This window comes from Gottfriedia solisilvae, from assembly GCF_002128405.1.
In the GTDB taxonomy this organism is placed as follows: Bacteria; Bacillota; Bacilli; order Bacillales; family Bacillaceae_G; genus Gottfriedia; species Gottfriedia solisilvae.
This window is the reverse complement of record NZ_NETJ01000001.1, coordinates 668,372-690,133: the sequence shown is the minus strand read 5'-3', so window position 1 is coordinate 690,133 and position 21,762 is coordinate 668,372. Positions and strand designations below refer to the sequence as shown.

At 32.2% G+C, this 21,762-nt stretch carries 22 protein-coding genes and 1 riboswitch; all 22 genes read left to right on the top strand.

Annotation, left to right across the window (positions count from 1 at the left end; genetic code table 11):
* Nucleotides 1-5: 5 nt before the first annotated feature.
* The 22 genes from CAB05_RS03440 (at nt 6) to CAB05_RS03325 (ending at nt 21,620) form a co-directional block, all read left to right on the top strand.
* Nucleotides 6-725 (top strand): sigma-70 family RNA polymerase sigma factor, encoded by a 720-nt coding sequence (locus CAB05_RS03440; protein WP_087998406.1) that lies wholly within the window; start codon nt 6-8, stop codon nt 723-725.
* A gap of 30 nt (nt 726-755) precedes the next feature.
* Nucleotides 756-1,340, top strand: coding sequence for an ATP-dependent Clp endopeptidase proteolytic subunit ClpP (gene clpP / locus CAB05_RS03435; protein WP_087998405.1), 585 nt, complete (start codon nt 756-758; stop codon nt 1,338-1,340).
* 281 nt (nt 1,341-1,621) lie between these two features.
* A complete protein-coding gene (locus CAB05_RS03430; protein WP_087998404.1) occupies nt 1,622-2,020 on the top strand; it encodes a hypothetical protein in 399 nt (132 codons plus the stop codon).
* 624 nt (nt 2,021-2,644) lie between these two features.
* Nucleotides 2,645-3,220, top strand: coding sequence for a GNAT family N-acetyltransferase (locus CAB05_RS03420; RefSeq protein WP_087998402.1), 576 nt, complete (start codon nt 2,645-2,647; stop codon nt 3,218-3,220).
* Nucleotides 3,221-3,441: 221 nt separating this feature from the next.
* The gene (locus CAB05_RS03415) at nt 3,442-3,621 is read left to right on the top strand and encodes a hypothetical protein (RefSeq protein ID WP_087998401.1); all 180 of its coding nucleotides are present in this window, start codon (nt 3,442-3,444) and stop codon (nt 3,619-3,621) included.
* Between the two features lie 172 nt (nt 3,622-3,793).
* Nucleotides 3,794-4,309: a hypothetical protein gene (locus CAB05_RS03410; protein WP_087998400.1), complete on the top strand. Its 516-nt coding sequence runs from the start codon at nt 3,794-3,796 to the stop codon at nt 4,307-4,309.
* A 103-nt stretch (nt 4,310-4,412) separates the two neighbouring features.
* Nucleotides 4,413-5,687, top strand: a complete 1,275-nt coding sequence (locus CAB05_RS03405; RefSeq protein WP_087998399.1) for a S41 family peptidase — start codon at nt 4,413-4,415, stop codon at nt 5,685-5,687.
* Between the two features lie 159 nt (nt 5,688-5,846).
* Nucleotides 5,847-6,554, top strand: coding sequence for a hypothetical protein (locus CAB05_RS03400; protein ID WP_087998398.1), 708 nt, complete (start codon nt 5,847-5,849; stop codon nt 6,552-6,554).
* Between the two features lie 807 nt (nt 6,555-7,361).
* On the top strand, nt 7,362-7,817 hold the full coding sequence (locus CAB05_RS03390; protein ID WP_087998397.1) for a hypothetical protein: 456 nt from the start codon (nt 7,362-7,364) through the stop codon (nt 7,815-7,817).
* Between the two features lie 217 nt (nt 7,818-8,034).
* Complete coding sequence (locus tag CAB05_RS03385; RefSeq protein WP_087998396.1) at nt 8,035-8,688, top strand: response regulator transcription factor; 654 nt, start codon at nt 8,035-8,037, stop codon at nt 8,686-8,688.
* 2 nt (nt 8,689-8,690) lie between these two features.
* Nucleotides 8,691-10,073: a sensor histidine kinase gene (locus CAB05_RS03380; protein ID WP_087998395.1), complete on the top strand. Its 1,383-nt coding sequence runs from the start codon at nt 8,691-8,693 to the stop codon at nt 10,071-10,073.
* An 87-nt stretch (nt 10,074-10,160) separates the two neighbouring features.
* Nucleotides 10,161-10,667 carry a hypothetical protein gene (locus CAB05_RS03375; protein ID WP_087998394.1) on the top strand — a complete coding sequence of 169 codons (507 nt, stop codon included), beginning with the start codon at nt 10,161-10,163 and terminating at the stop codon, nt 10,665-10,667.
* 136 nt (nt 10,668-10,803) lie between these two features.
* Nucleotides 10,804-11,682 carry a VanY-A/VanY-F/VanY-M family D-Ala-D-Ala carboxypeptidase gene (gene vanY, locus CAB05_RS03370; RefSeq protein WP_087998393.1) on the top strand — a complete coding sequence of 293 codons (879 nt, stop codon included), beginning with the start codon at nt 10,804-10,806 and terminating at the stop codon, nt 11,680-11,682.
* 376 nt (nt 11,683-12,058) lie between these two features.
* Entirely contained in the window at nt 12,059-13,237 is a 1,179-nt protein-coding gene (locus CAB05_RS03365) for a GTP-binding protein (RefSeq protein ID WP_087998392.1), read from the top strand.
* Nucleotides 13,238-13,639: 402 nt separating this feature from the next.
* A complete protein-coding gene (spxA, locus tag CAB05_RS03360) occupies nt 13,640-14,035 on the top strand; it encodes a transcriptional regulator SpxA (protein ID WP_087998391.1) in 396 nt (131 codons plus the stop codon).
* Nucleotides 14,036-14,156: 121 nt separating this feature from the next.
* Nucleotides 14,157-14,570, top strand: coding sequence for an RrF2 family transcriptional regulator (locus tag CAB05_RS03355; RefSeq protein WP_087998390.1), 414 nt, complete (start codon nt 14,157-14,159; stop codon nt 14,568-14,570).
* A gap of 128 nt (nt 14,571-14,698) precedes the next feature.
* Nucleotides 14,699-15,034 carry an IDEAL domain-containing protein gene (locus CAB05_RS03350; RefSeq protein ID WP_087998389.1) on the top strand — a complete coding sequence of 112 codons (336 nt, stop codon included), beginning with the start codon at nt 14,699-14,701 and terminating at the stop codon, nt 15,032-15,034.
* 505 nt (nt 15,035-15,539) lie between these two features.
* Entirely contained in the window at nt 15,540-16,058 is a 519-nt protein-coding gene (locus CAB05_RS03345) for a DUF6843 domain-containing protein (protein WP_087998388.1), read from the top strand.
* Between the two features lie 149 nt (nt 16,059-16,207).
* A complete protein-coding gene (locus CAB05_RS03340) occupies nt 16,208-16,441 on the top strand; it encodes a cyclase (protein WP_087998387.1) in 234 nt (77 codons plus the stop codon).
* A 195-nt stretch (nt 16,442-16,636) separates the two neighbouring features.
* Nucleotides 16,637-18,910: a helicase C-terminal domain-containing protein gene (locus CAB05_RS03335; RefSeq protein ID WP_087998386.1), complete on the top strand. Its 2,274-nt coding sequence runs from the start codon at nt 16,637-16,639 to the stop codon at nt 18,908-18,910.
* A gap of 91 nt (nt 18,911-19,001) precedes the next feature.
* Nucleotides 19,002-19,105, top strand: a riboswitch (SAM riboswitch).
* Between the two features lie 206 nt (nt 19,106-19,311).
* On the top strand, nt 19,312-20,481 hold the full coding sequence (locus CAB05_RS03330; protein ID WP_087998385.1) for a trans-sulfuration enzyme family protein: 1,170 nt from the start codon (nt 19,312-19,314) through the stop codon (nt 20,479-20,481).
* A 5-nt stretch (nt 20,482-20,486) separates the two neighbouring features.
* The gene (locus CAB05_RS03325) at nt 20,487-21,620 is read left to right on the top strand and encodes a trans-sulfuration enzyme family protein (protein ID WP_087998384.1); all 1,134 of its coding nucleotides are present in this window, start codon (nt 20,487-20,489) and stop codon (nt 21,618-21,620) included.
* The last annotated feature ends 142 nt before the right edge of the window (nt 21,621-21,762 follow it).

Sequence of the window (21,762 nt, the reverse complement as noted above, 5' to 3'; positions counted from 1 at the left end):
CATGAATGTCTAGTAAGCTTGGCCTGCACAGCATAGAAAAGGGAATTCAGGGTGAAAGGTCTGAGGAATATTATTGGATGGAACACTATCCAAAATTGCAGCGGTATTGCCGTTTTCTCGCTCAAAATGAATGGGATGGTGACGATATCGCACAGGAAACATTTTTTAAAGCAGTAAAGTATTATGAGCGTGAAAAAATGACTTCAGCTTTATTAAATAAAATTGCTTACAATCATTGGATTGATACTTTACGTAAAAGAAAAGATGAAACAATTAGTCCTGATATCGAACATTCACAAACTGCAGTAAATGATCAAATTGTAGATAAAATGAATAGTGTGGATCTACTACTTCAGAATTTTACGCCAAAACAAGCAGTAATCTTTTTTCTAAAAGAAGCATTTCAATATCGATTCAAGGAAATTGCGGACATTTTAGAAACATCAGAAATGGCAATAAAATCTAGCCTACATCGTGCAAAAAAGCGATTAGAAAAAACAAATAAAGAAGAACAATCCTTTTCTGTTGAATATTTCTGGGATGTTGAAGACCGCGAACAGCTGGATAAACTTTTTCATGAAGCGTTAGAAGTTCAGGATCCTACTGTTCTCATCCAGGCTATTCCTTCATTAGATTGTATTGTAGAAAGTCCTAAAATGTTATTACGTAATTTCCAGGCACGTCGAACTCAAACTCCTTCAAGCACTCTCTGTATGGCAGCATAGCCAATTAAAGCTTTTAAGGAGGATTTATAAATGAGTACAATTCCTTATGTTATTGAAAATTCTAGTCGTGGTGAACGTTCATATGATATCTATTCCCGTTTGTTAAAAGATCGAATTATTATTATTGGCGATGAAATTAATGACCATGTTGCGAATAGTGTTGTGGCGCAATTATTATTTTTAGCTGCTGATGATCCTGATAAAGAAATTTCTCTGTATATAAATAGCCCTGGTGGATCGACCTCAGCAGGATTCGCCATTTATGATACAATGCAATATATTAAGCCAGAAATTAAAACAATTTGTACAGGAATGGCTGCCTCATTTGGTGCAATGCTTTTGCTAGCAGGAACGAAAGGTAAACGTTACGCTCTTCCAAACAGTGAAATCATGATTCACCAACCACTAGGAGGGGCAAGAGGCCAAGCAACAGAAATTGAAATATCTGCACGTCGAATATTAAAGTTACGTGAGCATCTAAATCAAATCATTGCCGACAGAACAGGTCAATCAGTTGAAAAGGTTGCCAAGGATACAGATAGAGACTACTTCATGAGCGCAGAAGAAGCAAAAGAATATGGAATTATTGATGAGATTCTTTATCCAAAGAATTAATTCCATTATTATAGGTTAAAAAAACTAAGAAGGTTAGCAATGCTAGCCTTTTTTTTATGCTTAAATGGAAAGTAGCATAGATAGAGAGTTAAAAACTTATAAAGATGTGTGAAATAAAATTGAAAAATGGCGTTTATTTCAGAAATTAATGGTAGCCGTTTTAGTTTAAAAAGGAACCACCAAGGCACTTTAAAGTAACAAACTTATAAACTAAACATAGAATATTAGTGGATTAGGACAATCTTTCATAAGAATACAATGGTTACATAGGGAGGGTAGCTATGGGCATTGAAATATTTTCGCTGGCACCGACTTCTTTTCAGGTGTTGAAAGCAGGGGAATCAAATCCTAAAAAAGTTAAGCGAATTATTTATGGACAAGCTACATCCGACGCAAATGGTGTAGCGACATTATATTTTACAGACAATGGATTAGCGAGTGGTAATCCATTATTAACAACGATCGATTACGCAGTAGCAAGTGTATATTCCACAAACCCTTCAATTAACGCAAGACCAAGAGTTCAAATGCGTGAGAAAAATGTTTCTGGAAAATATGTTTCTGCTAATGTTACGAATATTAGTGGTGTTACCGTTTTAGGAATTAATGTATTAGGATCAGAAAATCCAGTGAGCGGTGCTCTTGTAGATTTTATGATATTAGGTAGTTTTAATAGTTAGTAGTAGGAGACAAATAGAGAAATTCAAATAGTTGAGATTAATACGTGTGAGTCATAAAGGTGACTCTTTTTTTTGTCTCATCTGACAGAATATTATAAAAATGGTAAAATTAGTGAAAAAACCAAAAGAGGAAAAATATGTTAAAATCTACAGTTATTCAATCTATTCTATTTTCATTGATGGTTCATCTCATTATTTTATTTATAAACATTAAGTTAGTATTAAGTCTATTTCAACCAAAATCTAACCACGATTTTGGTTTTCACGATAGTTATTTTGTTGTATATCATGGAATCTTTGAAAATCTTCCGGTAGTAGGAATAATAATTGGATTGATTATTACTTTTATTTTCATTGCGATCGTTTACATTATTATTAAATGGTTATGTAATTATATATTCAGGCTACTAAACAGAAACACTTTGAGATGATTTGTGGGATTATGATCGCGGATAAAATATTAAAAAATGAATCGAGAACAAAAAATGCACCTTTTGCATGAGAACTTTCGGGTATGAAAATGGTAAATACTTCAAATACTTCCTTTAAAGGTTTAATTAATATCACTTTTAATTTTCTAAAACATGGCACAATCGTTCAGGCAGGCAGAAAGGGAGAAAACAAATGCATTGGTATGAAAAACTGAATCAATATTTTCCCATAGAAGAAATGAAATCAAGGGAGCATATGGAGACTTTATTAAAAGAGCGGTCAGATATTTATCATAAGGACGAGGGCCCGCATCATGTTCTTATGTATGCGGAACTTGATGATTTTGTATTTATTGATTATTTATTTGTTTCCAAGGATGCACGTGGACAGGGCTTGGGTAATAAACTACTTGATCAGTTAAAAAAGAAAGGCAAACCGATTATTTTAGAGGTCGAGCCGGTTAATTATGATGATACTGATACAGAAAAAAGACTGCGTTTTTATAAAAGAGAAGGATTTGAGCACGCCCAATCTATAGGATACAGTAGACGATCACTCGCAACACAAGAAATAAATTCAATGGAAATCTTATATTGGTCACCTAATAATGAGAGTGAGGATCTCATTTATAAAGCCATGAAAAAGACATATAACATGATTCACACATACAGAGACACGCATTTTTACGGTGAATCCTATCAGCCAGTTCATGAAGTACTTACCTTTAATGAAAATAAAGAAGGACAAAATATGTTAGAAGACATTTAAGTCTAATAATAGTAATTTATAAAATATTACCAACTTGTAAGTAAGCCATGGGAGTTTCATTCTGCCTTGGCTTTTTTATTTTAACTTGGTTCGATATATAAAATTATGACAAATGTTTTTTAGATTATGCTTCTTAAACATTCAACATTCAACTATTAGTAAGAAGGGATTGGAAAATTTATACAGAAGTATACTGATATAAAATTTTTGGGGAGAATTTGATGTCAAATATAACTTGGTTTGCAATTGGGGCGATATTGTTAAGCGTTATAGATTATTCAATGTTTCATCTTGAAAGCAGAAGATGGAAATGGTTTAAAAAAAGAACTAGAATTCAAAAGGTTGGTTTATATAGTACTGTTTGTATAGTGTTAATCGTACTGAATTATGTAACTTCTTAATAAATTAAAAGAAACTTTGGATTATGAAGTTTCTTTTTTATTTATTCAGATAAGTAGTAATAACTGATACCACTCTTTGTTAATATATTCCATTTTCAAATGAACATATATAATCCATTTCAAAAATGATAACTTGGTTATAATTGTATCTTTTAGAATTGGGGATTTTAATATGTTAAAGGCAAAAATTGGTATTATATTATGTTTAATCATTGTATGTGTCTATTCCTATCAATTTATGACACAAAATTCAGATGCTGATATTTATGGCAATGATAAAGAGTCAATTACAAAGTCCATACAACTAAGTGAGCGAGGTAAGAATCAAGAAGAAATTGAAGTTTTAAAAATTATAGATATAAAGAAGAATCGAATAGTTCCTTATCTTTATAAAAATAAGCCTGGCTTCATTCATTTTACGAAAAGAATATCAGGAAACTACTTAATATCAGATTACGATAATAATTCAGATAGTTCATTGGAAGCTTATGTACTTGATATTGAGAGTGATGATTCAAATCAGTTGTTATTAATAGTAAGTAATGAAACAAATGTCAAATCGAAATTAAAAGTAACAGTAGATAATCGTACAATTGTAAAAACATTAAAAATAGGCGAGAAAAACTTTTCAATTTCTAAAATACCTCGTTCGAAACATGACAGTTATAGTTTTAAATTAGTAGATTGAACTAATTTTTATTGCGCATACTGTTAGTTAAACAAAAAAGGAAAATTTTGGATAAAAATAGAATTCTTCTAATAGAATGTTTTAAGTATAAGAGGTGAATTAGATGGAATCTATTTTTAAAGAAATTGTACAAATTATGCATCAAGATTATTCTGGTTTTAAAGACAAAAAAGGCTGGGATAACCCTAATTACTTTTTACAGAAAATAAAAGATTTAAAAGTGAGTAATAAACTAACAAAGGAATTGTTTACTGAGATTGTTAAGGATTATTTATTAGATTTCAAGGATCAGCATGTATACTTCTTACAGAACGATTCAGTTAAAACTAGAAAATTAGAACTTGGTTTTCAAGTGCGTCGATATGATGATAGATTATATGTGACTGAAGTTAGTAGTGAAAATAGGCTAAAATGTGGTATGTTCTTCAAATCTTTAGAAGGCATAACAGTTCCTGAATTAGTTGAATTACATAAAAGATTGTTGTTCCATGAATCTGCCGAACGGGAAAATTGGGCGCACATCCTTTCTTTATATAAATATGGAGAAATAGAAGATTTAAATGGTAATCAAAGCCTTTTTCAATTTTACTTATATGATAAATCTCCTTATTCTCCTACGTATTCAGTTAGGTCAATATCAGAGAATATATTAAAAATGACGATTACAGATTTTATGGATCCTGAAGCAATTTCAAACATGTTAAATGAAAATGATAATTTACTAGAATCAACTGAGCATTGGATTATCGATGTTCGAACAAATTATGGAGGTAGTGACGCAAGTTTTTATCCACTTCTTTCTTATATTATGCCTGAAGAAGGGATAAATCTGGAAGATCCAGAGGATAAGATGCTATTCAATTGTACGAATGAAAACACTGTACGCCAATTAATCGAACTTGATAGAGACATAGAAAATACTCAAGATAAACAAACACTATTATTTTTAAATGTCATGAAGAAAGAATGGGAAAGAAATAAAGGAAAAGGTTTTGTAGAATTTAATTTTGAAGAACTCTTTCCTACCACTATTTTCAAAGGGAAAAAAACACCCAATAAGATCGTTATATTAACAGATTGTATGTGTGGTAGTTCAGGAGACTCTTTTGTAGAGATTTGCAAGCAATCTAGCAAGGTAACCGTTATTGGAAGACCAACAAAAGGATTAAACGATTATACCAATTTAGTTTGTATGAAATGGAATAACGAATTTGAATTAATGTATCCTACTTCCCGACTATCACGAATTGAAAAAGGGAAAGGAATGTCAGGAATAGGGATTCAACCAGATATTTATATTCCATGGAGTCCGAAGCATTTAGAAGATGATATTGATTTAAAAGCTGCAATTTCAATGTTAACTTCATTAGGAGTGTAAAATAAGGAAGAAAGTTTAACTTATCTTGTAAAAGCATGCATTAACAAATAGAGGTTAATCATTTCATTAACATCTATTTTATGAAAAAACACTAATTAACTGTAATAAAGAATAATAAAATGAAGGTATGTGAAAAGTTTTAAAATTGAGGGGGTACTGATGAGACGATTAAATAAGTTTTTAGTATTAGTTATCTTATTGTTATTCCTATTAGTAGGTTGTCGATCTAATCTATTAGGTGGTCAAGCAATCATTGATTGGATTGACTTCGTGAAATGGGATGGTATACAGTACGAAGGAATCCGTTCGGGTATTTTAGCTGATGAGCAGTTCATTGGTGAAAAAATAGGGGAAGTAAAGTTTAAAGTAGCAGACAATGTCACGAATTCGGGGTACAAGATCAAAAACGGAGATGCTGCATTTCATGAGAAAGGTACAGAAATTTATTCAATTGAAGGAAACTCTGACTTACTCGCATTAAAAGACAAGAATGCAATCAACGGATATAGTGTTTATTATGCAAGAGATAAAACTGACTATCGATGGCATTTTAAGAGTGTACCAATTGAAAAAGTGAATGCGATAGAAATCTATAAAGGTTATGCACCTAATTCGAAAATGATAATGGAGATACAAGATAGAGACAAATTAAATGCTTTCTTAAAAATTTTGAGTAGTAGTAAAGAGAATCCAAATTTCATACCCGAGACAACAAAAGGTGACCCTACATATTTTGATATTATTTTATATACAGGCGAACCAATAGCTTATCAGTTTGATATGCAATTTGACGGGAAAACTTATTTTTGGCATCCATGGGATACTTCTATTTTGTCAAATGAAATTGAAGCATTTATTCCAAACTAGTACTCTTTGTTCAAGTTACAAATGCTCTAGTTGGATTAGAAACATGTAAATAACCTGTACCGATCATTACATTGTAATCATCTATATAGGTATTATAATTTGGTATTTTTATTGTTTTGTTACTGTTTGTGGCGTTGGTCTGGACCTTCAAGTATAGTTCACAAGTTCATTGTTTCATCCAACTAGAATATGCATATATTAATTAACCAAATTCTATATAAGGTGGATTCAAATTAGTTTGCAATTGGGGCGATATTGTTAAGCGTTATAGATTATTCAATGTTTCATCTTGAAAGCAGAAGATGGAAATGGTTTAAAAAAAGAACTAGAATTCAAAAGGTTGGTTTATATAGTACCATTTTTATCGCACTACTTATTCTTAATTATGCAACTTCTTAATAAATTAATAAAATTTATAATAGAAATATTGTAGAGAACTATCGAAAAGTTAGTAGATTTAAAATGGAGTCAAAGGAGAATCCTAGTATTGAGCATAATTTCCATTGTGATTTAGGAGAAAACATACACGCAGGAGATAATTTTTATGCTGGCTAAAACTGTACAAACTTAGATATGGCAGAAATAATTATTGGTAATAACTGTATGATCGGACCTAATGTAGGAATATATACAACTGGTCAACATATTAAATCCCATTCTTGAACTAACGAGAGCGTTAGTTAAATAAGATCAAGAGTTGCCAGAGTTGCCTTTGGCGACTCTTTTTTTGCGCTAACTGGCAGATTACCTCAATAAGGAATTATTTAAAATTGCTATAATAAACATATAGATTTAAAGAGGTGACCTATGAAAAAATATGAAAAAATGTTAATTGGTATTAATGAAGAAGAATTTAATTGTTTTGCTAATAAAGGCGATTGGCTATATATCGCAAATAAAAAAGATACAAAAAAAGGATTATTTAGATTACCAAATTATATATATTTCTTTGTTTCTTTAAATGATGAACGCATGCCGTCTGAAATTGGAGTAGTAAAGAAATTAGATGAATGTATAACTGCAAAAGACGTAGCAGTGCTTGATTTTACATGCAGAAATATGGACATTTCACTAATTAATGATGAGGTAATTGCAGAGTATGAATGGTTTTTGGATAAAATTAATGAACAGCCAGAACATACTCCGATGGCAGTAACCTGGTTTGAAAGAATCTTCCCAAAAAAAGAGAAGGAATTGAGAGTTCATAAAAAATTTTTTACTTGTTTAAATAAAGAAGAAAAGAAGCAGCTGTTCATGGATTAAACCTTCGTATAGGACTCCATGCGTTAGTTACTTTATATCAGTGACACAAGAGCTGGAAAAAATATATAAATATAGACTTATTAAAAAAAGAAATAAATGATTTCTTATTTAATGTTATTTGTACTGAGGGGTTAGACTATAGGGAAATTAAATTTTTTACAACTCGTTTACAACTCTATGATAGAATCCTGCTAACATGTAGGGGAGGTGTATTCTTATGGCGAAAATACTGATTGTAGATGATGAGAAGGCAATTAACGATTTGATTGCCGTAAATTTAAAGATGGTCGGGCATGAGTATGTCCAATTATATAGTGGAGATCAAATTTTGAAAACATTAAATGAGATACGAATCGATCTAGTTATCCTAGACGTGATGCTGCCTGGCAGAGACGGGTTTGAAATCGTACAGGATATTGTGAAACGTAACGTACCGGTTATCTTCTTGACTGCAAGAAATAAGGTTACTGATAAAGTGCATGGCTTGGAGATCGGAGCGGAAGATTATATAATCAAGCCTTTTGAAGCAGTGGAACTTATCGCTCGTATCCATGTCATTTTAAGAAGAAACCAAAAGGTCGCAAACGAATTTAGGCTGGATGGCACCGTTGTTGAATTGGAAAAGCATACAGTGACTGTTCATGGACAAGAAATAGAAATGACAAATAAGGAATTCCGCTTATTGGATTTTCTTATACAAAATAAAAATATCGCGCTTTCCCGTGAGAAAATTATTGAGCAAACCTGGGGCTTCGATTTTTATGGGGACACAAGAACTGTTGACGTGCATATTCAGAAGCTTAGAAAGAAACTAAATTGGGAGACCCGGATCAAAACGGTTTATAAATACGGTTACAGGCTAGAGGTGTAGAGATGAAATTTTGGCAGAAAACGTATCTGTCTGTGTTGATTGTATTTTTAATCGCTTTCGACCTTGGAGCCTATGGACTTTTAAAAAAGAGTTACCAACTAAACGAACAGCTGGATATCTCAAGAGGAGTGACCGAGTTTAGGAGCATCGAAAAATCATTAAGCTATATACTGAGTGAGTATACTGAAGATACTGGAAATATCAACTATGAACCTGTGATTGCTAATTTCGCTGCACATTATTATAAAGATGATATCCTTTTAGAGATTTACCAAGCGGATCAATTAATCTTTTCAAATGCCTATCAATTTGTAGGGGATCGGGCAGAACAGAATGGAGATCCATACAAAACCGTATACAGAAAGATGAACGATGAGCTATGGCTGTTTATCGGTGGGAAAATGGATTTCAAGGATTTAAAACTAGTTATCTCCAGAAATTCTGATTATTTACAGGAATATTATGTTACACTACGGCAGTATTTTATTACATTGAGTTTTGTGATTTCTTTGATTTTATCGGCAGCGCTTATTTTTTTATTATTTCAATTAACTGCACCCATTCGCAAGTTAAATAAAGGTGTAAAGGCGATTTCTGCAGGTGCTTATGATCAAAGAGTAATAATAAGAGGGAACGACGAGTTTGGAGAATTAGCACAAGATTTTAACAGGATGGTTGATGCTGTTTCCAATCATATTGAAACGATTAAAAAGGTGAGTGAAGACAAAGAAATATTCATCAACAACCTCACGCATGAACTGAAAACACCCATTACGGCTATCAAGGGATATAGCGAGTTTTTAAATCATGCTAATTTTAATGAGGAAGAAAGGAAAATGGCGGTCCATTACATTTATGAGCATATTGCACGGCTGGATGTCCTTTCAGGAAAAATGATGCAAATGTTATATTTGAAGAGTGAACAGATTACCTTGGAACCTGTTAATATAGAGAAGCTTTTTTCATATGTGGTAAACATGGAACGACATCATATAGAGGAAAAACAGATGAAAATCAAATATGAGTGTATTGCTGAGGTAGTCTACGGAGACCAAGAACTATTGCAGTCTTTGTTAATTAACTTAGTAGAAAACAGCATAAAAGCTTCATTGTACGGGGAAGAAATCCTATTGAGAAGTTACCATTACCACGAAGGTGTTGTACTTGAAGTATTGGATTATGGAAGAGGCATACCTGAGAAGGACATTGCGAAAATTACAGAAGCATTTTATGTAGTAGACCGGTCCCGTTCAAAAGAACTAGGTGGGATTGGGCTTGGCTTATCTATTTGTAATCAGATCGCCCAACTTCATCATGCAAAAATACAAATTGATTCAAAAGAAAATGAATATACGAGGGTTTCTATTTATTTTACAACTCTTTAACAACTTGAAGATTAGTTCATAATACTGCTCCATCATACTAGGTTTGTAGCTACGAAACACTAATTAAAATGCTGGAGGTAATGAAGGATGAAAAAAAAGATTTTCGCAACAACATTCACTGCGGGTATAGCAACGGCATTGGTTGCAACAAACGGCGTTATGACGACATTTGCTTTTTCAGGTACCGATGCCAAAAAGGTGGAGGTCATAGGTCAACATCACCAAATTTCACAAATCCAAGATTCGCCATATATGGCTTCAAAAAGAACAAGTCAAGATATGAATGATGAGGAAGCTATAGAGATTGCGAAAAAAGCGATTGAAGAAAAATTTAAGGTTTCATTAAATGGCATGGTTGCCTCCGGGACTTTCTGCGACCGAGTAGATATGGAAGGAACGTTCTATTTTGTAACCTTTGAAGATCAAAAATACACATATTCCGATGCTGAACTCATCGAAGCGAAAGAAAATTTAAAGGCAGGCAGAGAAATCGGAATTAAGTGGAACGATCTTTACACCGCATCTGTAAACTCCAAAACCGGGGAAATCGTTGAGATTGAGAAAAATCCAACGGCACCAGAAGGAGCAAATTAAACCATATCGAATCACCCTTATCGTTTTTTGGGGACGTGAAACCTTGGATCGTATGATCTCATACAATCCAAGGTTTTTTATTCTTTAGTTATTGAAAGCAATCCCTCCCAAAGAAGAATAAGGAGAAAACTGAAAAATGAAGAAGCAGGGATTTCTAGTATTATTATTATTGTGCATTTGTTTAACTGTCATAAATATTGAACCGTTATTTGAACCAAAAGTAGTAACTCAAAAACAAAAACAAAAGGTATATGATGAAGTAGAGGGAAAAAGGACTTATGAAAAAATTACCAAAAAAGAGATAGCAGTAGAACAAATCTATCAGGGAAATCTGCTTTTGGTCAACAGTAAAATTCCAGTTCACCCAGAAAGTATTAGATCGGATGTAATAAATCTATCTACACACAATGAATTGACAAAGGGATTCGAATTGATCGATAGCGAAATTTATTTGTCAGAGGAAATAGCGCGTAGATTTTCAGAGCTGATTACTGCAGCAGAAAAAGATGGAGTTCGTAATTTCTGCATTACTAGTGGCTTTCGAGACTTTGAGGAACAAAGTATACTATATCAAGAAATGGGTTCTGCCTATGCCTTGCCAGCCGGCTATAGCGAGCACAATTTGGGGTTATCTCTAGATGTAGGATCAACTCAGATGAAGATGACGGAAGCGCCCGAAGGAAAGTGGATAGAAAATAATGCTTGGAAATATGGGTTCATTTTACGCTATCCGAGGGATAAAACGGATGTAACAGGAATTCAATATGAACCTTGGCATATACGCTATGTTGGTTTGCCACATAGTTCGATTATGAAGGATAAGAATTTTGCTTTAGAAGAATATCTAGATTACCTAAAAGAAGAAAAACAAATTACTGCTAGAATTAATCGGAAAAAATACAAGATTACTTATTACCCTATATTTCAAAGGAGAGAGATTAACGTAAATGATAATAGCTATTATGAAATTTCGGGTAACAATATGGATGGAATAATTGTGACCGTTTACGAATGATATTGAAAAAAAGAAATTTTAATTTATATCCTTGTAATATGGAAGAGTATCAGATTAGAGAACATAATAAAAAATAAATAAGAAGTGTAAATTATAGCTTCCTTTATTTCAACTAACGAGCGCTTTAGTTGAATATCTCGAGTCGCATATGCGGCTTTTTTTTTTGAACAAACTGGTAGTTTAGTTGAATAAGAAATAAATCTTTGAATTGATCAGTAAATATACTAATCAATGTTATATTTACTGTTTTGTAGAAGCAACGGTTCTATTTCCTGCTTGCAAAACGTAACCAATACGGTTTATAATGATTATCGATCGATGTAATTCGTAATTATTACGTTTTAATTCGTTTAGTTTATAATTAGGAGAGTTATTAATGAAGGTGCCAATTACTGTATTAAGTGGATTTTTAGGTTCAGGAAAAACCACTTTATTAAATCATATTTTGACTAATCGAGAAAGCTTAAAAGTTGCTGTTATTGTAAATGACATGAGTGAAATAAATGTTGATGCTCAACTTGTAAAAAATGGAGGTTTTTCACGTACCGAAGAAAAGTTAGTGGAAATGCAAAACGGATGCATTTGTTGTACTTTGAGAGATGATCTAATGAAAGAAGTTGAAAGATTAGTTGATGCAGGAGGAATAGATTACATAGTAATCGAGTCATCTGGCATCAGTGAACCAATTCCTGTGGCACAAACGTTCACTTATGTGGATGATGAGTTAGGAATCGATATAACTAACAAAACCCGATTAGATACAATGGTAACTGTAATTGATGCGAACAGTTTTTGGGAGGATTATTCATCAGGTGAATCGTTAATAGATCGTCAACAGGGAACAGATCAAACAGATAAACGTGAAATTGCAGATCTGCTTCTTGAACAAGCAGAATTTGCCGATATCATCATTTTAAATAAAATTGATTTAATAGAAGACCATGATGTAAAAGAATTAACTGCTTTTTTAATGAAAATTAATGCCGAAGCAAAAATTATTCCTACAACATTTTCAAATGTAAAATTAAACTCTGTATTAAATACTCACCTATTTGACTTTGATAAAGCAAGTCAAGCAGCAGGATGGATTAAGGAATTAAATGAAGACCATATCCCAGAATCCGAAGAGTACGGAATAAGCTCATTCGTTTACCGTCGTAAAAAACCATTTCATCCTGAACGTTTATATCAATGGTTAGAGAATTGGCCAGTTGATATTGTAAGAGCAAAAGGATTCTTTTGGTTAGCATCAAGAAATGATATGGTTGGAATGTTATCACAAGCAGGATCGACCATTACAATTCAAGGAGCAGGTGAGTGGATCGTTACATTAACACAAATAGAACAAGAGGAAATGAGAAAAGAAGATCAATTATTAGACAATAAATGGGATGATATCTTTGGTGACCGCATTACTGAACTTGTTTTAATTGGAATCGATTTGAATCGAAGCCTGATTGAAGAATCACTTGATAAATGTTTATTAACTAAAGATGAGATGGAATTGGATTGGAATGAATTTAATGACCCGATTCCGGAATTTGTCCAAGCTTAAATGAATAAATCTACTTTAAATAACTTGTAAGAAGAGAGTATTTGAAAAACGAGAAACAGAGAAGCCATATGTTTGGTTTTTCTGTTTTTTGAACTATTAATTCTATCCGTGCTTTTATGTTATCTATTTATTTGTTTTTTTATTGATTTTACTAATTTATCAAATTTTTATAATTAGACTAATATTGTAGCAAAAATTATTTCCTATAAGTAGAAAACACTCCCCATATGTAAACTTAAAAAATATAGTTGACACTTTTAACTGTAAAGAATAAAATTACAGTATACTCATATAAATTGAGTAAAGAGGTCAACTTAATTTATTTTATTAATACATTATTACTTTTTTATCCTAACTGTAATTTTTATTATTACATTTTAAATATTAGGAGTGTGTAAAAGAATGGTAAATCTATATGTAACACCAAGCTGTACATCTTGTCGCAAAGCAAAAGCATGGCTAGATGAACATCATATTGAATATAGTGTTAAAAATATTATGAATGAATCACTTACACATGAGGAGATTAAATCTATTCTTCGCATGACAGAAACTGGAACGGAAGAGATTATATCGAATAAATCAAAAACGTTTCAGGAATTAAATATAAATATTGAATCGCTCCCGCTTAATGAATTATATAAATTAATAATAAATAATCCCAAAATGTTGCGCATGCCAATAATTCAAGACGAAAAAAGATTACAAGTTGGTTATAATGAGGATGAAATTCGTAGTTTTCTTCCTCGTAAGCTAAGAACAATCTCATACAATAGATTACAAGAAGTAGCTAATTAATAAGTAACATTGATAGTAGAGAAATGTCAGTTTTCTTGACAAACAAATCTGTAACACATAGTATTACAGTACTAAATAATATCATCAAAGAATATAAAGTAAATTTTTAGGAGGCAGGGGCATGAACAGTGATTTCACACTTGCCATTCATAGTTTAACTTATCTTGCGCTGCAGCCGGACCGGATGTCTACAAGTGATGCAATATCAGAGAGTGCCTGTGTCCATCCAGTACGTATTCGTAAAGTGCTTAGTTTGTTAAAAAAGCATGGATTTATACAATCGAAAGAAGGAACTGGTGGTGGATTTATATTTGCCTTAGATTTGAATGAAGTGAATCTATGGGATATTTACATGATCACCTCTGAGGGGGCATTGCAGCCTAAGTGCCCTGAATCAAATGGAAAATGTGTTGTTGGGGCAAATATGCAAAATGTTCTTTTTAATATTTTCTTAGGTGCAGAAGAACATCTTGGGGGATATTTAAAGCAATACACTATAAAGGACATTGTCGATCATATCAAATGTGAGAAGTGAGCAGCTAAAAAAGTGAAGGCTATGCCTTCTTTTAATCAAATTGTAATAAAAAACATTACAGTTCAACGTAAGTGTTGTTATGATCACAAAATTTTTAACTTATAACTCTATATAAGAAGGTGGAAAAAATGAATATAAATAATGAAACTATTTTAAAAACAGGTGACTGGGTTAAAGGTAAATCAGCGGATGGAGAATTAGTAATAGGTTATATTGATTCACTTACTAATCTTGATGAAATAGTAAAGGTAAATGTAATTACTTCAGATAATAAAACGACAGTTGGAAAAACCATTCACATGAGAAATAAAAACGTAAAGAAAATGCCTGATTCGAAAGTGGCAAACAAAGAACAGGTTCGCTTTCTAATTGACTTGGCACTCTCAACGGGGGATGAGGATTGGTTTAATGAGCTATCTTCTCAGTTAAACTCCATGAGGCAACTTGTTAGTGGCGTAAAATAGGGATTAATCTAATTGTCTAATTGTAGAAAATCATGAGTCATAATTATGGCTCATTTTTTATTGCAGTAAATGGAAGTTTAGTGGAATAAGGAAAAAGTAAAAAACGGATAACAATTATTTTCAGAACATTACTCTTAACAACATATGAAGTTTCAGAAGAAGGAGAATGTTAATGAGAAGTAATAATAATATGTTAAAGCTGTCACTTACTTTATGGAAATTGCAATTTGTCATATGGTAATCCTTATTTATTAGATGTTGTAGATTACCAATCTTGGAGTGAGAATTGGAAATCAACGTATAGTAAATAATTCCTTTAACGCAAAGGTTCATTCTTCCTTATGCAACTAAAGAAAACGTAAGTTGCAATACGATAGGCTGCTACCGCAGTCTATTTTTAATTGTGCTAACTTCCAACATAGTTCTATAAGATATTTGTTTAAAAAAGATATTACAACAATTTATTATTATATAGAAGTAAGATCAGTAAGAAGGAGTAATAACTGTGAAAAAATGTTTAATGTTAATTATTGCTATATTTATAATTGGCGGTTGTTCTACTCAAGAAGTACCAGATACAAATGAGTTGTTTCTTATTCCAAATGGTTTTGAAGGAACGATTACGGTCTTCTATAATGTAACTGATACACCTGTCCTAGAAAAAGAGGGGACATATTCCGTTATCCCGGTAATTGAAGCATCTTTAAAACAATTAGAAGGTACTAATATAAATCGTTATGGTGTGTATTTAACGTCTTCGCTTTTTAGGTTTGATGAGGGCGCAACAATATCTAATAAATATTTCTATGTTGACGAAAAAGGGAAAAGAACCGCTATTGACGAGAAGTGTACGTATTATGCGTCCACTGGTAGCTTTACATTGGACAATGGGAAAGAGTTAAACTATCAAACGATACAAGTGACAAATAGTCAATGTGGTCAAGACTTCTATTTTGATGGGGAGGACCGATATGAAATTCAAGAGAGAGAAGTACTAAAATACTGGAAGGAACAGGCCGAATAAAAAATTGATTATAGAAGAAAAAGTAAACAATGAATGAAATACACAATGATCCATGGGAGAAATGCAGGGAAGATCAAAAGGTCATTGTTTCAATTAACTTGAATATGAATATATAATTAAAATCAATTCTAACTTAAGGTGGCTTGAATATGGATAAAAGAGTTCAATTTGACTTTGAAATCGAGTTTACTAATGGTGGCGGATTACAAGGGCAGGATTTTCGTCTTGATATTGAAGGAGATGACATTTCTGACGAAGAGTTAGCTAAGTATATTGTTGAAGATATGAGATTATTAATGGTTGGGGAAGTTAGAATACTTAACAAAAAAATAATTAATGAAAAACATAAGAGAATACCGACTGATGAGAGATTTGATAAATAAGTAGAATTTTAAGATAGAGACTGTCTAAATTTAGCAGTCTTTTTATTATTCATTTTAATAGTCCACTTTTAATAAAAGGCTGTTACTGTTTGGAATTGGGACTTTAAACATTACCCCTTAATTCGATTTTATATATAAAGCGAACATATGATCACTATTTGTGGTAAAATATAATAAAAAAGGAGTGTACTCAGAATGGGAAATTTGATAAAAGTATCTGTACGTTCGCTAGTTGAGTATGCTCATAAAAGCGGAAGTATTGATATAGGGTACCAAAATACTGTTTCATTAGTAGATGGAACAAAAGCACATCAAAAAATTCAAAATTTATATAATGAGTCAGATTTTAAGGAAAGAATGACTTCTGGAACAATTAAATATGAAGATTTAACGTTTCAAATAGAAGGTCGCTGTGACGGTCTCTTGTTTAGAGATGAAAAATATATAATAGAAGAAATAAAATCAACAGCAAAAGATGTTAGCTTATATGATGAAAACTCTTATCCCGTTCATTGGGCACAAGCAAAAGTTTATGGTTATCTAATTTGTAAAGAATTAAACCTTGAACATATATCAATCCAGCTAACGTATGTAAATATTCATACTGAAGAGAAAAAGAGGTTTTTATTAGCATTTTCTCAGCAAGAATTGTACAAGTTCGTTCAAAATGTGATCAAAATTTATTACCCATTTGCTAAATGGAAATACGATCACATCGAAAAACGGAATGATTCTATAAAAGAATTGAGATTTCCATTTCCATCCTTTAGAAATGGTCAAAGAAAGTTAGCGGGAGCTGTTTATCAATCGATTCAAGATGGAAATAATTTATTTGCTGTCGCTCCTACAGGAATTGGAAAAACAGTTTCTACTATTTTTCCAGCAGTGAAAGCAATTGGTGATGCCACAACGAATAAGTTATTTTATTTAACGTCTAAAACAATCACTCGCACAGTTGCAGAAGAAGCATTTGGCCGGATGACTGAACAAGGTTTATGTATGTCATGTACAACGCTAACAGCCAAAGATAAAATATGTTTCAAAGAAGAAACGATTTGTGACAAGGATTATTGTGAGTTTGCAAATGGCTATTATGATCGAATTAATGAAGCTGTGTTAGATATTTTATCTAATGAAAAATTGCTTAGTCGAGAGAAAATAGAAGCATATGCAAGAAAACATACAGTTTGTCCTTTTGAATATTCACTAGATTTAACAAATACAGCAGATGCGATTATTTGTGATGTGAATTATATATTTGATCCAAGAGTATCACTTAAAAGATTATTTGATGAACATAAACGAAATTCAGTTTTATTAATAGATGAGGCACATAATCTTGTTGATCGCGGTAGAGACATGTATTCTTCGAGTTTATATAAGTCAAAGTTTCTAGAATTAAAAAGGCAATATAAAGGAATTAATGTAGCACTAGTTGAGAGCGTGAGTCTTATCAATCAATCTTTCATTAATCTTCGAAAAAAATGGCAAGATCAAAAAATGCCAGTCTGGGGTAATTTAGATGATGAATTTGTTGATTTAATAAGGGCGTTTGTAGAGATTGCAGAATTAAGTCTACCAGATGAAGAGGATCCTGATCGTAAGCAATTGTTGTTAGATACATATTTTGAATCCCAAAATTTTTTAAAGATTGCTAGTTACTATGATGAAAAATATGTATCGTATTTAGAAATGTTTAAAAGTGAAGTTCACATGAAATTATTTTGCATTGATCCGTCAACAATCGTAAATGATGTAATCAAAAAATTTCACTCTACAATTTATTTTTCAGCAACGTTAACACCTCTTCAATATTTTCAAGATATGCTTGGTGATATTGAACGTGATTATACAATTAAAATAGACTCACCATTTTCAAAAGAACAGTTAAAGGTTGAAGTAAATCCGATTTCAACAAGATTTAATGACCGTTCAAAAACATTAGACCAATTAGTATCATCTATTTATGAAAATATTAGAGCTAAAAAAGGCAATTATTTAGTTTTTTTTCCATCCTATCAGTATTTGAGCCAAAGTGTGGAATTGTTTAATGAGAAGTATAGTGATGTAAAAATAATAGTTCAAGAAAATGGGATGACTGAAGTGGAACGAGAAGATTTTTTACTCAAATTTGATCAAAACAATGCAGAAACACTTGTTGGATTTGCTGTACTTGGTGGAATCTTTTCAGAAGGAATTGACTTAAAAGGTGATCGATTAAATGGAGTAGTAGTTGTCGGTGTAGGCTTACCACAGCTTTGTTTAGAAAGAAATATTCTAAGAGATCATTTTAATGAAGTTGGTAAAAACGGTTATTATTATTCATATGTGTTTCCTGGGATGAATAAAGTAATGCAAGCTGGTGGACGTGTCATACGTTCTGAAGATGATGAAGGTTCATTATTATTAATCGATGATCGATATCAAAGTATGCTTTATCAAAATCTATTGCCAGACGAATGGAAATAAATAGGTAATAATGTATTAAAAAATAAAAAATTCAAATAATGATTGATAATTGTCAGATTTATTAATATACTTGTAATTATAAAATTAAATATTCTTATCAAGAGCGGTGGAGGGACTGGCCCGACGAAACCCGGCAACTCTAGTTTTATACTAGAAAGTGCTAAATCCTGCAGGTATAAACCTGGAAGATAAGGACGATATGTTTATTTTGAGACATAACCACTTCTTATTTTTTAGGAAGTGGTTTTTTGTTTTGAAATGTGGAAGGCGTTCGCTCAGCAGCGACAAGCATTAGACGAAGATCAGAAAAGGGCGTTTTTTAACCTTTACTGAGATTTGGCTAATGACCTCGAGCAGCTAACGTCTGGAACTAGACAGTTTGATAAATGGAGGATTTCAATATGACAAATACGAATGTGGTTTCAAAATCGAAACAAAAATCAATTGAGACAGTTGCAGTACATGGTAGTAAAGGATATGATCCATTAACAGGTGCAATAAGTTACCCAATTTATCAATCAGCAACATTTAAACATGAGGGACTTCACCAATCGACCGGATATGATTATGCTCGATTACAAAACCCTACCCGAGAAGAAGTTGAAAACACAGTAGCAAAATTAGAAAATGCAGAGTTTGGAGTAGCATTTTCTACAGGTAATGCTGCAGTCACGGCAGTACTTAGTTTATTTAAAAAAGGCGATCACGTAATTGTTTCGGATGACTTATATGGTGGTACATATCGTTTATTTGAAGAAATTTATTCGCCTTATGGGATTGAGCATAATTTTGTTGATACTACGGAAATTGATAATATACTAGACACTATTAAAGAAAACACAAGAGGTATTTTTATTGAAACACCTTCAAATCCAATGATGAAAGTAACTGATTTAAAACGAGTTGTTGAAATTGCCAAAGAACGAAATATCGTTGTGATCGTTGATAATACTTTTTTAACGCCGTATTTCTTTAGACCAATCGAATTAGGAGCAGATATCGTTGTTCATAGTGGTACGAAATATTTAGGAGGTCATAATGATACTTTAGCGGGATTTGTAGTGACAAACTCGGAGAAAACAAATGAAAGAATTCGCTTTTATCAAAAATCAACAGGCGCTACTTTAGCACCATTTGATTCATGGCTCATTTTAAGAGGAATTAAAACATTACATGTAAGAATGGAATATTGTCAAAGAAATGCGATCACTCTTGCAAAGTTTCTAGAAAACCATCCAAATGTAACAGACGTATTTTACGTAGGACTTCCAAATCACAAAGGCTATTCAATTATAAAAGAACAAGCTAGTGGCTTTGGAGCGATGATTTCGTTTAAAGTGAAAAATGTAAGTATTGTAGAGAAAGTGCTTAGCAGTGTAAAAGTCATAACATTTGCTGAAAGTTTAGGTGGGGTAGAGTCACTGATTACTTACCCACATACTCAAACCCATTCAGAAATGCCAGAGGAATTTAAAAGAAAGCTTGGTCTAGATGACCATACATTAAGATTATCTGTTGGTATAGAACATATAGATGATTTACTAATCGATTTAGAGAATGCATTAGGGTGATGAGTATGAAATTTGGTACGAAATTAATTCATAATGGTAATGAAGTTGACCCTTTTACAGGTGCTTTAAGCATTCCGATTTATCAAGCATCAACTTTCCATCAACCCAATATTGAAAATATAGGTAAATATGATTATGCAAGAAGTGGAAACCCGACGAGAGAAGCTTTAGAAAATACGATTGCTCAATTAGAAAACGGCGTTAGAGGATTTGCTTTTTCATCAGGAATGGCAGCGATTTCCTCAGTTCTCTCTCTTTTTTCAGCAGGAGATCATATTGTTATTTGTGAAGATGTTTATGGAGGAACGTTTCGTATAGCGACTAAAGTATTAAATCGATTTGGAATTGAATTTACATTTATAGATGCGTCAGAAATCAGTGAAATCGAATCAGCAATCAAGTCAAATACAAAGGGACTGTATTTAGAAACGCCTTCAAACCCATTGCTGAAAATTACTGATTTAAGAGAAGCAATTAAGATTGCGAAAAGAAATGATGTAATTGTAATTGTTGATAATAGTTTTCTGTCACCTTATTTTCAAAAACCTTTAGATTTGGGTGCTGATATCGTCGTTCATAGTGCGACTAAATTTATCGCAGGACATAGCGATGTAATTGGTGGTTTAGCGGTTGTTAAATCTGAAGAATTGGCAAGAGATTTATACACTATACAAAATTCATTCGGTGCAGTTTTAGGTCCACAGGATTGTTGGTTAACATTAAGAGGTCTGAAAACATTAAAAGTTCGGATGGATGTATATGAACAAACTGCACAAAAATTAGCAAATTGGTTATTAACAAATGAATGTGTTGAAGAGGTATACTATCCAGGTCTGAAAGAACATCCAGGACATGATATACATTTTGAGCAAGCAAGTGGCGGGGGAGCGGTATTGTCATTTACTTTAAAAACGATTGATCAAACAATTCGTTTTTTACAAAAAGTAGAAAATGTCGCAGTAGCAGTGTCCCTTGGTGGCGTAGAAACAATTGTTTCTTATCCTGTGAAGATGTCACATGCAGCAATTCCAAAGGATGTTAGAGAAAGACTTGGTGTAAAGGATACATTAATTCGTGTTTCAGTTGGTTTAGAGGATGTTGAAGATTTAATTGCAAGTTTCCAAAAAGCATTAATATAAGGAAGAAGTATGGAATAAACACTATTCCATACTTTTTTTGATTTATCAAATAATGGATGAAAACCTAATAGAAATTACTATTATATGTAAAATATTGTATATAAATTATTTATTAACGAATATTTTGTAATAAAAATATAAA